This window comes from Nocardioides terrae (genome assembly GCF_900112345.1).
GTDB classification, from domain to species: Bacteria; Actinomycetota; Actinomycetes; order Propionibacteriales; family Nocardioidaceae; genus Nocardioides; species Nocardioides terrae.
Genome location: NZ_FOLB01000001.1, coordinates 465714 through 482963, shown reverse-complemented (window position 1 = coordinate 482963; position 17250 = coordinate 465714). Strand labels below are relative to the sequence as shown.

At 72.8% G+C, this 17250-nt stretch carries 22 protein-coding genes; 12 read left to right on the top strand and 10 right to left on the bottom strand.

All coding sequences use genetic code 11. The annotated features are described in order from the left end of the window. Positions 1-313: 313 nt before the first annotated feature. Together BM236_RS02355 and BM236_RS02350 are read left to right on the top strand one after the other, a co-directional pair. On the top strand, positions 314-1015 hold the full coding sequence (locus BM236_RS02355; protein WP_091119681.1) for a YcnI family copper-binding membrane protein: 702 nt from the start codon (positions 314-316) through the stop codon (positions 1013-1015). An 8-nt stretch (positions 1016-1023) separates the two neighbouring features. Next, the gene (locus BM236_RS02350; protein ID WP_091119679.1) at positions 1024-2664 is read left to right on the top strand and encodes a copper resistance CopC/CopD family protein; all 1641 of its coding nucleotides are present in this window, start codon (positions 1024-1026) and stop codon (positions 2662-2664) included. A 4-nt stretch (positions 2665-2668) separates the two neighbouring features. Here the strand turns inward: BM236_RS02350 and BM236_RS02345 are convergent, their stop codons facing one another. Both BM236_RS02345 and BM236_RS02340 read right to left on the bottom strand, forming a co-directional pair. Continuing rightward, positions 2669-3343, bottom strand: coding sequence for a DUF6766 family protein (locus BM236_RS02345; protein WP_091119677.1), 675 nt, complete (start codon positions 3341-3343; stop codon positions 2669-2671). A gap of 105 nt (positions 3344-3448) precedes the next feature. Further along, positions 3449-3868: a hypothetical protein gene (locus BM236_RS02340; protein ID WP_245750088.1), complete on the bottom strand. Its 420-nt coding sequence runs from the start codon at positions 3866-3868 to the stop codon at positions 3449-3451. A 71-nt stretch (positions 3869-3939) separates the two neighbouring features. On the opposite strand from BM236_RS02340, the gene rnhA reads away from it, so the two are divergent. From rnhA to BM236_RS02320, 4 genes are read left to right on the top strand one after another with little or no spacing between them, the layout of a single operon-like run. Then, positions 3940-4416, top strand: coding sequence for a ribonuclease HI (rnhA, locus tag BM236_RS02335; protein WP_091119675.1), 477 nt, complete (start codon positions 3940-3942; stop codon positions 4414-4416). Positions 4417-4459: 43 nt separating this feature from the next. Then, positions 4460-4906, top strand: a complete 447-nt coding sequence (locus tag BM236_RS02330; RefSeq protein WP_091119673.1) for a methyltransferase family protein — start codon at positions 4460-4462, stop codon at positions 4904-4906. Next, positions 4888-5334: a truncated hemoglobin gene (locus tag BM236_RS02325; RefSeq protein ID WP_217645186.1), complete on the top strand. Its 447-nt coding sequence runs from the start codon at positions 4888-4890 to the stop codon at positions 5332-5334. The genes BM236_RS02330 and BM236_RS02325 overlap by 19 nt, the downstream gene beginning before the upstream one ends. 2 nt (positions 5335-5336) lie before the next feature. Then, complete coding sequence (locus tag BM236_RS02320) at positions 5337-5906, top strand: TOPRIM nucleotidyl transferase/hydrolase domain-containing protein (RefSeq protein WP_091119670.1); 570 nt, start codon at positions 5337-5339, stop codon at positions 5904-5906. Between the two features lies 1 nt (position 5907). Here BM236_RS02320 and BM236_RS02315 read toward each other — a convergent pair whose 3' ends face one another. Next, a complete protein-coding gene (locus BM236_RS02315; protein ID WP_091119669.1) occupies positions 5908-6372 on the bottom strand; it encodes an acyl-CoA thioesterase in 465 nt (154 codons plus the stop codon). A gap of 80 nt (positions 6373-6452) precedes the next feature. Here BM236_RS02315 and BM236_RS02310 point away from each other — a divergent pair, with 80 nt between their 5' ends. The 3 genes from BM236_RS02310 to BM236_RS02300 are packed head-to-tail and all read left to right on the top strand — an operon-like array spanning position 6453 to position 9254. Further along, positions 6453-7037: a TetR/AcrR family transcriptional regulator gene (locus BM236_RS02310; RefSeq protein ID WP_091119666.1), complete on the top strand. Its 585-nt coding sequence runs from the start codon at positions 6453-6455 to the stop codon at positions 7035-7037. Positions 7038-7046: 9 nt separating this feature from the next. Then, positions 7047-7538, top strand: coding sequence for a GNAT family N-acetyltransferase (locus tag BM236_RS02305; protein ID WP_091119664.1), 492 nt, complete (start codon positions 7047-7049; stop codon positions 7536-7538). A 42-nt stretch (positions 7539-7580) separates the two neighbouring features. Continuing rightward, positions 7581-9254 carry an FAD-binding dehydrogenase gene (locus BM236_RS02300; RefSeq protein ID WP_091119662.1) on the top strand — a complete coding sequence of 558 codons (1674 nt, stop codon included), beginning with the start codon at positions 7581-7583 and terminating at the stop codon, positions 9252-9254. A gap of 58 nt (positions 9255-9312) precedes the next feature. On the opposite strand, the gene BM236_RS02295 is transcribed toward BM236_RS02300, so the two are convergent. After that, positions 9313-9642, bottom strand: a complete 330-nt coding sequence (locus tag BM236_RS02295) for a DMT family transporter (RefSeq protein WP_091119660.1) — start codon at positions 9640-9642, stop codon at positions 9313-9315. A gap of 74 nt (positions 9643-9716) precedes the next feature. Here BM236_RS02295 and BM236_RS02290 point away from each other — a divergent pair, with 74 nt between their 5' ends. After that, on the top strand, positions 9717-10274 hold the full coding sequence (locus tag BM236_RS02290) for a TetR/AcrR family transcriptional regulator (protein WP_217645185.1): 558 nt from the start codon (positions 9717-9719) through the stop codon (positions 10272-10274). Here BM236_RS02290 and BM236_RS02285 read toward each other — a convergent pair. From BM236_RS02285 to BM236_RS02265, 5 genes are all read right to left on the bottom strand, one after another. Continuing rightward, complete coding sequence (locus BM236_RS02285; RefSeq protein WP_091119656.1) at positions 10268-10735, bottom strand: nucleoside deaminase; 468 nt, start codon at positions 10733-10735, stop codon at positions 10268-10270. The genes BM236_RS02290 and BM236_RS02285 overlap by 7 nt on opposite strands. Continuing rightward, positions 10732-12258: an AtzH-like domain-containing protein gene (locus tag BM236_RS02280; protein WP_091119996.1), complete on the bottom strand. Its 1527-nt coding sequence runs from the start codon at positions 12256-12258 to the stop codon at positions 10732-10734. The genes BM236_RS02285 and BM236_RS02280 overlap by 4 nt, the downstream gene beginning before the upstream one ends. A gap of 46 nt (positions 12259-12304) precedes the next feature. Then, entirely contained in the window at positions 12305-13642 is a 1338-nt protein-coding gene (locus BM236_RS02275) for an HNH endonuclease signature motif containing protein (protein WP_091119654.1), read from the bottom strand. A gap of 80 nt (positions 13643-13722) precedes the next feature. Continuing rightward, on the bottom strand, positions 13723-14295 hold the full coding sequence (locus tag BM236_RS02270) for a hypothetical protein (RefSeq protein ID WP_091119652.1): 573 nt from the start codon (positions 14293-14295) through the stop codon (positions 13723-13725). Further along, positions 14296-14655, bottom strand: coding sequence for a YidH family protein (locus BM236_RS02265; RefSeq protein ID WP_091119650.1), 360 nt, complete (start codon positions 14653-14655; stop codon positions 14296-14298). It lies immediately after the preceding gene. A 43-nt stretch (positions 14656-14698) separates the two neighbouring features. On the opposite strand from BM236_RS02265, the gene BM236_RS02260 reads away from it, so the two are divergent. Beyond that, positions 14699-15523 (top strand): thioesterase family protein, encoded by an 825-nt coding sequence (locus BM236_RS02260; RefSeq protein WP_091119648.1) that lies wholly within the window; start codon positions 14699-14701, stop codon positions 15521-15523. Here BM236_RS02260 and BM236_RS02255 read toward each other — a convergent pair. Then, the gene (locus BM236_RS02255; protein WP_091119645.1) at positions 15520-16512 is read right to left on the bottom strand and encodes a hypothetical protein; all 993 of its coding nucleotides are present in this window, start codon (positions 16510-16512) and stop codon (positions 15520-15522) included. The two genes, BM236_RS02260 and BM236_RS02255, sit on opposite strands and share 4 nt — an antisense overlap. A 45-nt stretch (positions 16513-16557) precedes the next feature. Between BM236_RS02255 and BM236_RS02250 the strand changes: the two genes are divergently transcribed. Next, positions 16558-17247 (top strand): (deoxy)nucleoside triphosphate pyrophosphohydrolase, encoded by a 690-nt coding sequence (locus BM236_RS02250; protein WP_139229999.1) that lies wholly within the window; start codon positions 16558-16560, stop codon positions 17245-17247. Positions 17248-17250: the final 3 nt, after the last annotated feature.

Genomic DNA, 17250 nt, shown 5'->3' with positions numbered 1-17250 from the left:
CAGACGGGGGCATTGCCCGAGCAGGGCTGACCAGCGGTCCGCAAATAGTCCGCAAGAAGTCCGGCCGAGACCGATTCTGGCCGACGACGTCCAACGGTCTCGCGGGCGTGTTTTCGCAGGTCAGACCGTGTTTGCGGGTGTCAGTCGGCGATGACCAACCACAGTCGAAACCCTGCCTGATCGTTCCGCTTCAACGTGTGAGTCCGCCCCGGAGCGGTGAGGCGCACGTCGACCGAGCGGTTGACATGATGCCCGTCTGGTCACCGTGCGCGTGGTCCGTCGTGCCCCACCACCGCCTCCATCCGGGAGATCCATGAAGCTCCGCTCCATCGCCGCGCGCCTCGGCGCGGTCGCCTCCGCGACCGGCCTGCTCGTCCTCGGTGTCGCCGGGGCCGCCTCCGCCCACGTCACGGTCACGCCGAGCAGCACCGGAGCCGGCGCCTCCAGCATGCTGACGTTCTCCGTCCCGCACGGCTGTGAGGGCTCGGCTACCACGGAGATCACCATCTCGATGCCGAAGGAGGTCATCGAGGCGACCCCGACCCGCAACCCGTTCTACGACGTGTCGAAGAAGGACGTGAAGCTGGCCGAGCCGATCGGGGCCGAGGACGGCGACCAGATCACCGAGAAGGTGGACACGATCACCTACACGGCCCGGACTCCGCTGCCGGACGGCTATCGGGACGCGTTCGACATCCAGATCGAGGTTCCGGACACGGTGGGGAAGACGTTGGCGTTCCCGACCATCCAGAAGTGCGAGAAGGGCCAGACCGCCTGGACCGAGGTCCCCGCAGCCGGCCAGGACGCCGACTCGCTCGAGCACCCCGCACCGAGCTTCGTGATCGCCGCCGACACGAAGGCGACCACGAGGGCGACCCCGAGTGGCGAAGCGTCCAGTGACGCCTCCGGTGACGGTTCCGGTGGCGACGGCTGGGGGTACGCCGGCGTCGCCCTCGGCGCCATCGCGGTCGCGTTGGCCGGCGCCGCGCTCGCGCGCACCCGACGCCAGGCCTGACACGACCGATGCGCAAGGGGAGCCGACGGCGAGCGGCACAAGCGTTCATCGTCATCGCCCTGGCCGTGCTCGGCGTACTGCTGCCGGCGTCCGCGGCCTCCGCGCACGCGAGCCTGGTCCGATCTGATCCGTCCGACGGAGCGGTCCTCCAGGTCAGCCCATCCACCATCTCGTTCACCTTCGACGAGACCGTCACCTTGACGAGGAAGTCGGTGCAGGTCTTCGACGCGCGCGGCAACCCGGTCCCGTCCGAGGCCACGGGCCGCGACGCAGTCGTGACCGCTGCGCTCCCGCCACAGCTGCCGCAGGGCACCTACGTCGTCGTCTGGCGGGTCGTCTCGGCTGACTCCCACCCGATCGCGGGGTCCATCCGGTTCTCCGTCGGCACGCCCAGCGCGACCGTCGTGGCTCCCCAGGTGGTGGCCGCAGACCCGGCGCTGACCCGGGCGATCAGCATCACCGCGGCCCTGAACTACCTGTGCCTGTTCCTCGCCGGCGGGGTCATCCTCTTCAGCCTGTGGGTCCTCGACGGCATCACGGTGGGCGACAAGGTGCGCGACCGGTTGACCATGGCCCGCTGGCTCGGCGCCTGCCTCGCCGTGTTCGCCGCGGTGAACGCCGGCCCGATGCAGGGCGCCGAGGACCTCGGTCTCGGCATGCACGGCATGGGGGACGACTCGGCGCTCGACCTGTCCCTGGTGGGCGGCTCGGTGGTCGTCCTCGCGGCGCAGGTCGTCGGGCTCGCAGTCGCCATCTTCCTGCCCCGCTGGCGGACGGTCGCCACGATCGGTGTGATCGTGGCGGTCGTGTCTCCGGCATGGGTGGGACACTCCCGCTCCGACGGGCCCGAGGCCCTGACGCTGCCCGCCGACGTCCTGCACCTACTCGCCGGAGCAGTCTGGTTCGGCGGCCTCGTCAGCCTGGCCCTGACGTTGGGGCCCCTCCGTGCGCGCCAGCACGATGCAGCCCTCGTCGTCTCCCGGTTCTCCACCATCGGTGCGGCAGCCCTCGGCGCCCTCACCCTCACCGGCGTCATCGCCTCGTGGCGCATCGTGGGGTCCTGGTCCGCGCTGGTGCACACCGGCTACGGGCGGCTGCTCCTGGTGAAGATCGGCATCGTCGCGGTGGTCGCGGCGGTCGCCGGCTTCAACCGCTGGCGGTTGGTGCCGGGCGTCGCCGCTGCCGCCGCGGACCCGGGCCGTCGTACCGCCGCGCTGCGGGTCCACACCGCGGTCTGGTGCGAGGCCGCCCTGCTCGTGGTCGTCCTCGGCGTGACCGCGTTCCTCACCAACCTCTCGCCCAACCAGCAGCCGACGCCGCGGCCACCGGACGCCGCGCGGGGCCGCGCCGTCCTGACCGGCACGACCGGCGTGACGGCCGCCGTCTCGCCCGGCACGGTCGGGCGCAACACCCTCACCGTGCAGGTCCAGGACGCGGCAGGGAAGCCCGTCGCCGGGTACGCCGCCCCGGCCGTTGCGCTCCGCTCGGCGGACGTCGACCTCGGCGAGGTCCCCGTCCACCCGACCGCGGCCGGGACCTACACCGCCGACGTGGTGCTCCCCGAGCCCGGCACCTGGACCGTCCAGGTGAGCGTGCGGCTGACGCGGTTCGAGAACCCGGTCACCTCCGTCGAGGTGCAGGTCAGGTAGCGGGCTACCCGTCCACGCCGGTGGCGCTGTGAGGTGCTCCGACCGGCTTGCTCTGCGAGGAGCCGCGCTGGCGGAGGAAGATCGCCAGCACGGCCATGCTGCCCACGGCGAGGAACTCCGACTGCCAGTTCTGCAGCGTCCGCGACCAGAAGTCGGCCCGCGTGATGTAGTCGGTCCACGTGACGGGACCCTGGAGCTGCTCGAGCCGCTCCTCGTTGAAGGAGACCCGGCCGGCGATCGACTGGACCAGCCAGGACAGCAGGAAGATCGTCCCCATCACGTAGCCCAGGGAGCGCGAGTAGATCCGCAGTCGCCAGCCGCGGACGCGCGCCCAGCGTGGCGACGTCTCCTCGGCGTGCTCGCCGACCATCTGGTCCTGGTCGGACTCCCGGCCCTCCTCGCCCAGCTCCTTGGACTCGGGCGATCCGCGCTGGACCAGCCAGACGGTGGCCATCAGGTAGAGCCAGAACTGGAGGAACTCGCTCTGCCAGTTCTCCGCCACGTCGACGCCGAAGTCGGCGGAGGCGACGTAGCGCCACCAGCTGAGCTGGACCAGACCCTCGCTGGCCTGTTGGGTGTTGAACTCCTGCCAGCCCGCGAACGACTGCGCGACCAGGGTGGCCAGGAAGAGCAGCCCGAACGCCAGGCCCAGGCCGTTGCCCTTGAGCGTCTTCTTCATCGCTTCGCCTTTCACAGCCGGGCCAACGCGGACGCCGTGAACCACGCCAGTCCGCCCAGGATGACGACGAGGTAGACGGTGAACAGCACCGCTTGTGAGCGCATCTCAACCTCCCTGCAGGTCGCAGTCGTAGCGGTCGGCGTCCCGCGGGGACTTGGGGTCCGGCGAGCATCCTGCGGCGAAGACCAGCCAGCCGCCGTCGTACCGCGCCATGAAGGTGGACTCCTGCGGCCACCGGACCCGCGCCATCGTGGCGTAGACGTCGACCTGCGGTGCTCCGACCGCCTCCTGGACGCCCTCGTCGAGGATGGCCTTCGCGCACGGCTTGCCGGCCGAGCTCTCCAGCTCCGACCGCGTGGGAGGAGCGAGCAGCCGGCACGCCGTGGCTGCGTCCTCGGAGCCGATCGCCTCGTAGAAGGCGGTGGCGACCTTCGCGACGTCGTCGTCGCTCGAGCTGTCGCAACTCGAGACCGTTGGCACGACCAGCACGGTCGCGATGCCGATGAGCAACCCGCGGACGTTCATGGCCGCACAGTTCCCAGCGGGGACGGTTCGCGAACGTCGAGCTCCGTCGCTCGGGCACTAGGCTCCCGCCCATGTCAGTGCCGAAGGTGCCCGCGTCGCAGGAGCCGGTCATCATCCACACCGACGGCGGCTGCACGCCGAACCCCGGCCCGGGCGGATGGGGCGCGGTGCTGCGCTACGGCGCCCATGTCCGCGAGCTGTACGGCGGCGAGGCCGGCGTGACGACGAACAACCGGATGGAGCTCACCGCGCCGATCGAGGCGCTCGAGACCCTCAACCGGGCGGTGCCCGTGCACCTGTTCACCGACTCGACCTACGTCCGCAACGGCATCACCAGCTGGCTGGCCGGCTGGAAGCGCAACGGCTGGAAGACGTCGGCCAAGCAGCCGGTCAAGAACGCCGACCTGTGGGTGCGCCTCGAGGAGGCGTGCGCCCGCCACGAGGTCCAGTGGTTCTGGGTGAAGGGCCACGCGGGCGCCGCCGACAACGAGCTGGCCGACCAGCTCGCCACGCGCGGGATGCGCGAGGCGATGGGCCTGACGGTCTAGCGCGCCGCTTCCGCTCACGCAGTCGGCGTGGCACCGTGTGGCCATGCCAAAGATCCCGCCGCCGGCGTACCTCGCCGCGGGCCTGCTCGCCCAGCACCTCCTCGCCCCGAAGGGGCGCCGCGGAGCACGCCACCTCGTCGCCGGGTCCGCCCTCGCCAGCGCGTCGGTCGCGATGCTGGTGCTGGCCAACCAGCGCTTCCACCGCCACCACACCACGGTCAACCCGATCGACCCCAGCCGCGCGAGCACCCTCGTCACCGAGGGCGTCTTCAAGCTCACCCGCAACCCGATGTACGTCGGCATGGCCGGCCTGCTCGCCGCGCACGCCGTCGCGCGGGGCGGCTGGATGACGCAGCTGCCGCTGGCCGCGTTCGTGGCGGTCATCGACCGCGTGCAGATCCCGGCCGAGGAGCGGGCCCTGACCGCCCGCTTCGGCGACTCCTACACCTCCTACCTCGCAGAGGTGCCCCGTTGGATCCGGCCGACCTGACAGATGCCGCGCCGACGCTGTACGCACGGGCCGGCTGCTTCGACGCGATCCTGGAGCTGTGCCACCACTGGCACGAGCTCTGCACGGCCGACCCGCTGGCAGGGCATCCGTTCGAGCACATGACGATGCCGAACCACGACGAGCGGCTGGCCGCCTACCTCGCGGAGGCGTTCGGCGGACCGCCGCTCTACAGCGCCGGCTACGGCGACGAGTCGTCGATGCAGCGCCTGCACGCCGGGAACGGCGACCACCCCGACCTCTATGAGGCGTGCCTGACCCTCTTCGACCGCGCGCTCGTCGATGTCGCCATCCCGCAGCCGGCCGCGGCCGAGATCTCGACCTACTTCCGCGCCGCCACGGCGGCCATGCACGCCTACTCCGACAGCGTCGACCAGGTGCCGGACGGGCTCCCCTTCAACCTCGTCTGACCATGCACGTCGACCTCCATCCCGGCGCGCGGGCGGTGCTGCTGGTGGAGGGCGAGAGCGACAAGGTCGCCGTCGAGACCGTCGCCCGCCGCCGCGGACGCGACCTCGCGGCGGAGCGGGTCGACGTCGTGTCGATGGGCGGGGCGACCAACATCGGTCACCACCTGAGCGCGCTGGCGAACCGCGGGGTCCGGCTCGGCGGCCTCTACGACGCCCGCGAGCAGCACTTCGTGCGACGTGGGCTGGAGCGGGTCGGGCTGCGCCGCGAGGGCTCCCCGGAGCCGCTGGCGGCGGCCGGGTTCTTCGCCTGCGTCGAGGACCTGGAGGACGAGTTCATGCGCGTGCTCGGCCCCGACGGCTACCTCGCGATGATCGAGCGGGCGGGCGAGCTGCCGGCGTTCCGCATCCTGCAGCAGCAGCCGGCGCAGCGTGATCGCGCCCTGGCGGACCAGCTGCGTCGCTTCGCCGGCACCAAGGGCGGCCGCAAGGCGCGCTACGGACGGCTCTTCGCCGAGTCGGTCCCGCTCGACGCCGTCCCTCCGCCGCTCGACGAACTCCTGGCGTGGGTCTGACTCAGGCGCTCGGCGGGGCCACGCCGGCACCGAGCAGCGGCGCGGCCATGGCCCACATCTCCTCGTCGAGCGGCGTCGGCCGCAGCGTCGCGGGATCGAGGCTCACCACGGTGCGGGTGCCCTCCGCGTGGACCACCGCGTGGTCGGGGGAGAGCAGACGCAGCCGGTAGGTGACGCTCGTCCGTCCGGCGCGGACGATGCAGATCTGCACGTCGACATCGCCGATCCCCAGGACCGGCCGGTGGTACTCGACGCTCATCTCCCGCACGGCCAGCACCGACGTCGAACGGTCGAGCCGCCAGCCGGCATCGATCCAGAAGTCGAGGATCGCCTGGTCGAAGATCCGCGGGTAGACGGTGTTGTTCAGCATCCCGTAGCCGTCGATGTCGTCGAGGTAGATCCGTCGACGGCGTACGACGCCCTCGGTGGTGTCGGTGCTGTCGGCGGGGCCGAGCAGGGTGGTCATCAGTGCTCCTCAGGTATGCGACCGATCGGTCGTAATGTCTTCGTCGTGACTATACGTCCGGCCGGTCGTATAGTCGAGGCATGATCGACGGACGCCGCGCACGAGGGGACGCGACCCGGTCCGCCGTCGCCCGCAGCGCTGCCATGACGGCGACCGTGACCGGGCTCGACTCGATCACCGTCGGCGGGCTCGCCAAGGAGACGGGCCTGAGCAAGAGCGGCATCCTGACCGTCTTCCCCACCCGCGAGGCGATCCAGGTCGCAGCGGTGGCCGAGGCGCGCCGGATCTTCATCGCCCTCGTCGTCCGCCCGGCCTGGGAGCACCCGCCCGGCGCTCCGCGACTGCGCGCGCTCCTCGCCGCCTGGATCGACTACTACCGGTCGGACGCCTTCCCCGGTGGCTGCTTCTTCGCCGCGGTCACGGTCGAGTACGGCGGCCGGTCGGGTCCGGTCGCGGACGCCGTGCGGCGGATGAAGAGCGAGTGGGTGGAGACGCTGGAGGCCGAGTTCGCCGGGGCCGGCTCCGCCGACCCGGCGGGCGACGCCTTCCGCTTCGACGCCTACCTGACCAACGCGAACGCCCTGTCGCGGCTCTTCGACGACGACGAGCGGCTCGAGCAGGCCAGGCGGCTGGCGCTCGACCTCGTCGACGGCGCCGGACGCTAGCCTGCGCGCATGACCGTTCGCCTGCGCCCCGTGACGGAGGCCGACCTCCCGCTGCTCGACGGTGGCGACTCGCCGTACGACAGCTTCGGCCCCCGCGCCCCGCGCAGCTCGGCGCACGACCCCTCGCTGACCGCGGAGCTGGGCGGGCTGACGATCGCGGACGACGACGCCGTGCTCGGCAACGTCAGCTGGGTGTGGCAGCGCTGGGGGCCGAACGCGCAGTCGCGCAACCCGATGATCGGCATCTGGCTCGCCGCCGCGGCGCGCGGTCGCGGCGCCGGCACCGAGGCCCAGCGGCAGCTCGTCGACCTGTTCTTCCTGCACACCGCCGTCAACCGGATCGAGGCGCACACCGATGTGGAGAACCTCGCCGAGCAGAGCGCGCTGGAGAAGGTCGGCTTCCGGCAGGAGGGCGTCACGCGCGGCGCCCAGTGGAGGGAGGGCGCCTACCACGACGGGTTCCTCTACTCGATCCTGCGCGCCGACTGGGCGTCGCGCTGAGCCGACCGCCACGGGCCACTACCGGGCGGTAGGTTGTCCGCCATGAGCGCGGAGGCCCCTTCCAGCACTGACATCCTCGTCGTCGGTCACGGCCTGGCCGGGCTCGTGGCCGCGGCCGAGGCGGCGGACGCGGGCAAGCAGGTGCTGCTCGTCGACCAGGAGCCCGAGCAGTCGCTCGGCGGGCAGGCCTTCTGGAGCCTGGGCGGCCTCTTCTTCGTCGACAGCCCGGAGCAGCGCCGGATGGGCATCAAGGACTCCCACGAGCTCGCCCTCCAGGACTGGATGGGCAGCGCGCAGTTCGACCGCGAGGAGGACCTCTGGCCCCGCCGCTGGGCCGAGGCGTACGTCGACTTCGCGGCCGGCGAGAAGCGCTCGTGGCTGCGTGGGATGGGCCACCGGGTCTTCCCGATCGTCGGCTGGGCCGAGCGCGGCGACGGGCGGGCGGACGGGCACGGCAACTCGGTGCCACGCTTCCACCTGACGTGGGGGACCGGCCCGGGCATCGTGGAGCCGTTCGAGCGGCGGGTGCGCGAGCACGCCGCGACCGGTCGGATCAGGTTCGCGTTCCGGCACCGGGTCGACGAGGTGCTCGTGGAGGACGGCACCTGTGTCGGCGTACGCGGCAAGGTGCTGGAGCCGTCGTCGATCGAGCGCGGCTACGCGAGCAGCCGGGTCGAGGTCGGCGACTTCGAGCTCCGCGCGCAGGCGGTGATCGTGACCAGCGGGGGCATCGGCGGCGACCACGACCTGGTCCGCAAGGCGTGGCCCGCACGTCTCGGGGAGCCGCCGAGGTCGATGGTGAGCGGTGTGCCCGCGCACGTCGACGGGCGGATGATCCGGATCACCCGGGACGCGGGCGCGCGGATCATCAACGACGACCGGATGTGGCACTACGTCGAGGGCATCCGCAACTGGGACCCGATCTGGGCCAACCACGGCATCCGGATCCTGCCCGGGCCCTCGTCGATCTGGCTGGACGCGGCCGGCAAGCGGCTGCCCGCGCCCTTCTTCCCGGGCTTCGACACCCTCGGCACGCTCAAGCACCTGCGCGCGACGGGCTACGACTACTCGTGGTTCGTGCTGACCAAGTCGATCATCGACAAGGAGTTCGCGCTGTCGGGCTCGGAGCAGAACCCCGACATGACCGGCAGGTCGGTGCGCGGGGTCATCGACCGGGCGCGCAAGGGCCCCGGCCCGGTGCACGCGTTCATGGAGCACGGCGAGGACTTCGTGGTCGCCGACAGCCTGACCGAGCTCGTCGCGGGCATGAACCGGCTCGCCGACCGTGAGCCCGAGGGGCCGCGGGTCGACGAGGCGGCGCTGCGCGAGATCATCGAGAGGCGCGACCGCGAGGTGGCCAACCCCTACGCCAAGGACGCGCAGCTGACGGCGGTGTACGCCGCCCGCAACTACCGCGGCGACAAGCTCTCCCGGGTCGCCAAGCCGCACCGGATCCTCGACCCCGAGCACGGGCCGCTGATCGCGGTGAAGCTGCACATCCTCTCCCGCAAGACGCTCGGCGGGCTCGAGACCGACCTGTCGGGACGCTGCTTGACCTCGGCCGGGGTCCCGCTCCCGGGGCTCTACGCGGCCGGCGAGGTCAGCGGCTTCGGCGGCGGCGGGATGATGGGCTACAACGCGCTCGAGGGGACCTTCCTCGGCGGTTGCCTCTTCAGCGGGCGGACGGCCGGGCGCGCGGCCGCGGCGGCCGTCTGAGGGTCGGCGCGACCCGGGCTCGGCGCGACTCGGGCTCCGCGCGACTCGGGCTCGGCGCTCAGGCGTGGGCGCTGCCGGCGAGGTTGAGCCCGACCACGCCGACCACGATGAGGGCCAGGCTGAGCGCCTTGACCCAGGTCATCGACTCGCCGAGCCAGAGGTAGCTGATCACCGCGACGGCCGCCGTCCCGACGCCGGACCAGACGGCATAGGCGATCGAGACCGGCACCGTCCGCACGACGATCGAGAGCAGCCAGATGGAGACGGCGTAGCCGGTCACGACGGCGAGCGACCACGTCGGGTCGTGGAACCCGCGCGTGCGGGGGAGGGACGCGGTCGCGCCGACCTCGATCCCGATCGCGCTGAGCAGGAGCAGGGCGGCGTACATCGTGTCTCCGGAAGGGCTGTGTGTAGCGGTCGCTACACGACCCGACTGTAGCACTCGCTACATCGCGGTGCACAATGAGTTCCGTGTCCCGCCGCGACGAGCTCCTCGACCTGGTCACCGACCACGTCCTCGAGCACGGCCTGATCGGTCTGACCCTGCGCCCGGTGGCCGCCGCGATCGGCACCAGCGACCGGATGCTGCTCTACCACTTCGGCAGCCGCGACGGGCTCGTCACGGCGGTCGTGACCCGGACCGAGGAGCGGTCCATCGCGGGGATCGACGCGCTCCCGCCGGCGGACGGCGTGCGGGCCGGCGTCAACAGGCTGTGGGAGGCCTACCAGCGCCAGCCGCTGCACGGCTGCCTGGACATCTACGTGCAGGCGGCGGCGACCGGCCTGATCGGGCAGGAGCCCTACCGTTCCGCCGTGCGGGAGGCGAACGAGCGCTGGATCCGGGCGCTGCGCGGCTACCTCGTCCGCTGTGGTGCGCCGCAGGAGAGGGTCGGCCGGATCGTCACGCTGGTCGACTCGAGCCTCTTCGGGTTCCAGCTCGACCTTGCCACCGACCGGCCCGAGGAGCTCGCCCGCGGCGTCGACGACCTGGCCGCCGCGGCTCAGGCGCTGGCTCAGTAGTCGACGCGGTCGGCGTACGCCGCCCAGGCGTCGAAGGGCGCGGTGGCGTCGTCGAGAGGGACGACGCCGACCTCGGTGGTCCACGTCGAACGGTCCCGCGCGAAGAGGCCGTAGAACTCGCGGTCGTCGAAGCCGCCCGCCGCCGCGTCGTCGCGCGTCGCGGCATAGGCGACCCGGTCCACGCGCGCCCACAGCGCGGAGGCCAGGCACATCGGGCACGGCTCGCACGAGCTGCAGAGGACGCAGCCCGCGAGGGAGAAGTCCCCGATCACCTTGGCGGCCGCGCGGATCGCCTGCACCTCGGCGTGCGCCGTAGGGTCGAGGTCGGCCGTCACCCGGTTCTGCCCCGTAGCGACGACGTCGCCGTCCTTCACGACGACCGCGCCGAACGGCCCACCACCGTTGGCGACGTTGGCCACGGCCAGGTCGACGGCCTGCTGCAGCCACTCGTGCTCGCTCATGCGTTCACCTCGCTCAGTCGTGTCGCCAGATCGAGCAGATCGCGGTCACGGCCGGGCGCGGCGACGAGGCACACGGCCGTGGGCAGGCCCCGCGCCGTCCGCAGGGGGAGGCTGACGGCGGGCAGCCCGCCGAGGGTGGCGAGCGAGGTGAGCCGGCGGGTCGTGCCGCGGACGTGCTCGCCGGGGTGCGGCGCGACCGTGGGTGCGCTCGGCAAGACGACGATCCGGTCACCGACGAGGTCGCGGACCATCCGGCCGGCATCGGCGGCCGTCGTGCGGGCGGCCTCCGCCTGCTCCGGGGTGATCCGGGAGGCGTTCTCGAACCGCTGGCGTACGTCGGCTCCGAGCGTGTCCATGCGTGGTGCGAGCCACTCGCCGTGCACCTGCCAGGCCCGCGCGCCCTGGTCCGTCGCGAGCGCCGTGACCCAGTCGTCGAGCCGGTGGAGCGGCCAGTGCTCCTCGCGGGCGCCCTCGGGGATCCACGCGCGGATCGCCTCGGCGACATCGGGTGCCGCCAGCCCGAGCAGCTCGGGCACGACCACCAGCGTCTCGTCGCCGCCGGTGGCCTGATCGGGGAGGAGCACGTCCCCGACCGCACGCAGCAGGAAGGCGGAGCGGGTCAGCCAGCCCACGGCGTCGTAGCCGGGCGCCAGCGGGAGCACGCCTCCCGTCGGGACGGCACCGGTCGTCGTACGGATCCCGAAGAGGCCCTGGTAGGCGGCCGGCACGCGGATGGACCCGGCGGTGTCGGTGCCGAGGCCGATGCTCGCGTGGCCGAGGCTGACGGCGCTGGCCGAGCCGCTGCTCGATCCGCCCGGCAGCCGGTGCGGAGCGCGCGGGTTGGGCGGCGTGCCGTAGTGCGCGTTGGCGCCGGTCAGGCCGTAGGCGAGCTCGACGGTCCGCGCGATCCCGCGGATCTCGGCGCCAGCGTCGAGCAGCAGACGTACGGCGTCCGCGTGCTCCGCCTCCGGCGCTGCGTGCTGGAGCCACTCCGGGGTGCCGGCGCCGATGCGCTGGCCCGCGACGGCGTAGAGGTCCTTGACGGCGACGGTCTCGCCGGACAGCGTGCCGTCGGGGTCGGTGCTCGGGACGAGCGGGTCGCCCACGATCCGCCACACGCTCCTGTCCAGCGCCGGCGCGGGAACGGAGATGTGGGCGGCGGTGATCCGCCACTCGTGCGCGACGCGCGCCCAGAGCTGGGTCTGCTGGCCGCGCCCGCCCGTGGCCGGCTCGGTGACCGCGACGACGAGGGCGTGATCGTCGTCGATGGTCTGGACGTGGGTCTGCACGAGCCGGCGCTGCTGCGCCGTGCTCTGCTCGCCGCCGCTGGCGGCGGCGCCGATCGCGTCGTGCCCGACGAGCAGCCCGGCCGCGTCGCCGCGCAGCGTCGTCTCACCGGGTGCGAACAGCCGGTCGAGGGTCGCGCGGTCGTCGGCCATCAGCGCGGCCTCGTAGGCGCGGAACGCCTCCACGAGCCCGGGCGGCGGCTGCAGGTTCCGCGGCGGCTGTGACACGTCGGTCATGGAACCGACCATACGGAACGCCGCGGGCACCCGCTTCCGCAAGAGCTCACCCCGTGTTGCGGAGGTCGGGGGAGACGTCTCGGGTTCCGTCGGTGTCCTTGACCCACTGGTAGCCGTGGGGACTGGTCCAGAGGTATTCGGCCGGTCCGAGCCTGAGGTAGGTCCAGTGGCCGAAGGTCTTGGCGCGGTGGTGTCTTCGACACAGCGGGGCAAGGTTGTCGCTGGTTGTCGGGCCGCCCTGGGCGTGCTCGACGATGTGGTCGAGGTCGAGGTTGTCGGCCGGGCGGTGGCAGTGGGGGAAGGCGCACCCGACATGGGCGGCGACGACCTGGTCCCGCAGCCGGGTCGAGGGCTGGTAGCCGGTCGAGGTGAGGGTCTCGGCGAGGTCGAGCACGGGCTTCACGGTGACCGTCGCACCGGTGGTGCCGCACCACTCCTGGACCTGCTCGACGGTAACGAGACCGAGCCGGTGCCCGGTGTCGGTGGTGAGCTCGCCGATCCCGTCGCCGTAGCCGCGCAGCGCGGCCTCGGCCAGGTGGACGTGGAGCACCACCGCCCGCCGGCGCCGCGGTGTCACGCCGTGGGGCAGGTCGACGGCCTCACCGCGCGCGAGCAGGCCGAGCGCCTTGGCCCGGCGTACGTCGAGGGGGTCGGTGTCACCGGCCGCGGCCAGCTCGGCGGCCAGCTCGGCGAGGATCGTGTCGAGGTCGAGCGCGTCGGCCACGTCGAGGACCGCATCGACCCGGCCGGTCGACAACGCCGCCGCACCGAGGTCGGACAGGTGCTGCTCGACCGTCACCGTGGCGTGCCGGGTCTCCAGGGCCTCCAGCGCGGTGCGGGCGGCGGTCTCGGGGTCGAACCGGACGATCGCCTCCTCGACCAGCCGCTCCAGCACACGTGGCCCGACCCGCCCGGCCACCGGTGCGACCTGGGTGTCGACCCAGGCCGCGCCCTCGGGCGGCAGGCACTGGGTGAGGTCGGCGATCCGCAGCGCCCGCCACACCGGCACCTGCCCGGCCCGGACCCGGCGCCAGGTCTGGCGCAGCCGGTGGCCGAGCTCGAGGACCCGGCCGAGGTGGAGACGCGCGGCGTCGGTCGACATCCCGGCCGCGGCACCGAACTCCACCACCGCGAACTCCGCCACCCCGGGCGCGCCCTCCCCGGCCAGGGCCAGCTCACCCTCGGTGCCCGGCACCGTCGCGGCCGGATGGCGCGAGTCCGGGGAGTTGAACGCGCAGTAGTCCAACGCCAGCCGGGCCTGGAGGACCTGCTCGGCGGCCTCGCGCTGCCTCGATGCCCGCAGCGCCGCCAAGACGTCGCCGCTGGCATCCAGCGACGAGTCACCAGGCTCCCCCGGAGGGGAGGCGAGCACCGAGATCGACATACCACCATCACACCAGAGGCCACCGACAGTCCTGTTGCTGCAGGTCAGAGGGCTGTTCAGAGGCAGCGACCCGCGTCGACTCAAGCCTCCGTCGCCGCCACTAACGACGCCAGAGCCGACTGCTCGCGAAGCCACCGCCCGGCCGCCGGGTCGCCCTCGAGGTGACGGTCGGTGCCGTCCAGGAACTCGTGGCCACGGTGCGGGGCGAGGTCCAGCATCCTGTCCATCAGACGCCACCAGCCGATCACGTCGCTCTCGTCCTCGTCGCGGCTCCGGCGCCGGTGGAGCTCGGCGACGCCCGCGAACAGGTCGTCGCCGGGGCCGGCGGGATCGGTGAGGCGGCGTACGGCCTCCGCCAGTGCGTCCGGCGCGCCGTCGTCCGCCCAGCCCTCGAGGTGCCCGAGGACGAGCTTGCGGAGCGCGGGGGAGTCCCGCTGGTCCCACTGCGTGCCGAGCACGAAGCAGGCGGCGTCACGCACCTCGTCATCGGCGTCGTCGCTCAGGAGGACCACCCTGGCGACCAGGTCGGACGGCGGATCGGCGACGAGCTCCGGCAGCTCCATGACGCCGCCCGCGCGGACGATCGGGTCCGGGTCGTCGAGCATCGCGACGACACGCACGAAGTCAGCGCGGCCCCGTTCCTCGGCCGCCACTCACATCACCACGAACGCCACCGCGAGCAAAACGGCGACCACCACGATCGCGCCCGAGAAGGCGCCGACCAGCCCGAAGCCGGGCAGCGGCTCTCGCAGCCGCATCGCCCGCTCCGTCCGCGCCCACCGGGTCGAGGCGGTCACCGCGACCAGGCACGCGACCGCGAGCAGCGCGGCGACCAGGACCTTCCGCACCCACACGGTGTCGGGGACCTCGAGCGAGTGCAGCGCGACGGCGCCCGCCACGATGGCCAGCGAGGTGCGGATCCAGGCGAGGAAGGTGCGCTCGTTCGCGAGGCTGAAGCGCGGGTCGGGCTCCTGGCCGGCGTCGTAGACGGAGCGGGGCCGTCGTCCATGCATACCCACAGCATCCCGCACCGCGGTGACCGATAGGTTGCGATTCGTGGCTACCAGCGAGTACGACGACCACATCGCCGTGACGGAAGTGCCCACGGGCGATCCGACGGCCAGGACCTTCGACGCCCGCCTCGACGCCGGTTGGGTGGTCGGCGGCGGCGTCAACGGCGGCTACCTGCTCTCCACGATGGGCAACGCGGTCCGGGCCACGGTGCCCGGCAAGCCGGACCCGATCAGCGTCACGGCCTACTACCTCAGCGCCAGCACGCCGGGACCGGCGCGCATCACGACGACCGTCAAGCGCGACGGCGGCTCGGTCGCCACCGTCGCGGCCGAGCTGTGGCAGAGCGAGCAGTCGCGGCTCACCGCCCTGGCGACGTACGGCGACCTGAGCGCGCTCCCCGACGGCGTCGAGACCACCGCCGAGGAGCCCGACCTGCCTCCGCGCGACCGCTGCGTGCCCAACTCGATGGCGCCCGACGACGTCAAGCGGCTCGCGCCGATGATGGAGCGCTTCGACATGCTCTTCCACCCCGACCACATCGGCTGGGCCGTGGGCGAGCCGTCGGGCCGGGGCGTCATCAGCGCATGGTTCCGGCTCAAGCACGGCCGCGAGCCCGACCCGATCAGCCTGCTCACGATCGTCGACCTCCTCCCACCGGTGACCTTCGACCTCGGCCGCCCCGGCTGGGCGCCGACCCTCGAGCTCACCGCCCACGTCCGGGCCCGACCGGCCGAGGGCTGGCTCAAGGTGCGCCACGCGACCCGCAACGTCGCCGGCGGGATGTTCGAGGAGGACTGCGAGGTCTGGGACTCCGCCGGCCGCCTCGTCGCGCAGAGCCGCCAGCTCGCCCGCCTCCCGAGAAGCTAGACCGAGAAGTAGGACCGCTCCATCGCGAACACCCACCGCCGCCCGGGGTGCTCGCTGACCGACCACAGCGACCCCGACGGCGGGTGGTAGCAGAGGTCCTCCGGGCCCATCGGCGTGGCCCAGCGGTGCCGTCGGAACGACCCCGGCAGCCCGCTCAGCACCGAGCCGAGCCCCCAGGGACCGTGCGACACGGTGACGAAGTAGCGCCCCTCGACCACCGACGCGCCCTGCATCTGCGCCTGCCCCGACTCGTCGATGCGGAGCGGCCGGGTGACGCCGTCGGGTCCCGCGGCCAGCACGCCCGACACCGAGTCGAGGCCGAAGTGCGCGAGTCGCTGGGTCTGCTTCGTCGAGCCGTACTCCCCGACGACGAGCGCCGGCTCGCGCTCGGACCGGTCCACCGACAGGAAGGAGTAGCGCAGTCCCTCGACGCCCTCCAGCGCATCGGCGCGGTAGGAGTAGCGGACCGGCAGCAGGTAGCGGTAGCCGTGCTTCTCCGACGGGTCGAGCATGAGGTCGTCGAGCCGGAAGGTCAGCACCCCGCGGGCGGTCGCGGCCACGTGGAGGAACGGCCCCTGCCAGACGATCCCGCCGGCGTGGGCCCGGACCGGCTTCACGCCGCCGGACGCGGTCGGCGTCACCAGCAGCACGTGCCGGTAGCGCTGGGTGGCCAGGTCGATCACCGAGATCCGCGCGCCCTCCCCGGCCTTGGAGTACCACGACACCATGAGCATCTCGCGGGTCACCTGGGTGCGGTAGGAGTTGGTGACGCCCTGCGGCCACCACAGCGGGTCCAGGTCGTCGGCCGGCTCCCAGGCCAGGGCGCGGGAGACGGCCCGGCCGGGCGCGAAGCTGCGGTGCATCCGCTGCGGCAGGTCGGCGAGCAGCGGCGCCAGCCCGACGCGTCCGCCGCCGTACGACGCCAGCGCCTGCGTCAGCGCGTCGATCTCGGCCGCGTTCTCCTCGGTCCGGGTGAGCTGGAGGGTCACGACTCCGATCTAACCGTGGCGACCCAGCGGTTACCCTCACCACCCATGGACATCGTGGTCGGAGCCGCCATCGTCCGGGCCGGCAAGGTGCTCGCCGCCCGGCGCACGGCGCCGCCCCGGCTCGCCGGCGGGTGGGAGTTCCCCGGCGGCAAGGTCGAGCCGGGGGAGTCGCCCGAGGATGCCCTCGTCCGCGAGATCGCCGAGGAGCTCGGCTGCACCGTCGAGGTGACCGGCTGGCTGACCGCGACCGTCCCCGTCAGCGACAGCCTGGTGCTGCGGGTCGCCACCGCGCGGATCGTCGAGGGCGAGCCCGAGCCGGTCGAGCGCGACCCCTCGCACGACACCGTCAGGTGGCTGGGCATCGACGAGCTCGACGACCTCGACGGCCCGGGCTGGCTCGACGCCGACCGCCCCTTCCTGCCCGAGGTCGACGCGCTCCTGGCCGAGCTCGGCCGGCGGCTCCGCGCCATCCTGTTCGACGAGGACGACGCCGTGGCGGTCGCCACGCGGCTGCGCGCGGACGGCTGGGACGCCGAGATCGTGCGCGAGCGCCTGCACGGCGAGGACGACGACGAGGACCACCCGTGGGCGGTCCTGAGCGACGCGCCCGAGCTCGTCCTGGAGATGCTCATCGACGAGTACGACGGCTGGCTGGACCTCGACGCCACCACGCCGGCGCCCGAGCCGCTGGACCTGCCGGCCGGGCCCCGGCAGGTGAAGAGGCCACCTCAGTAGGCT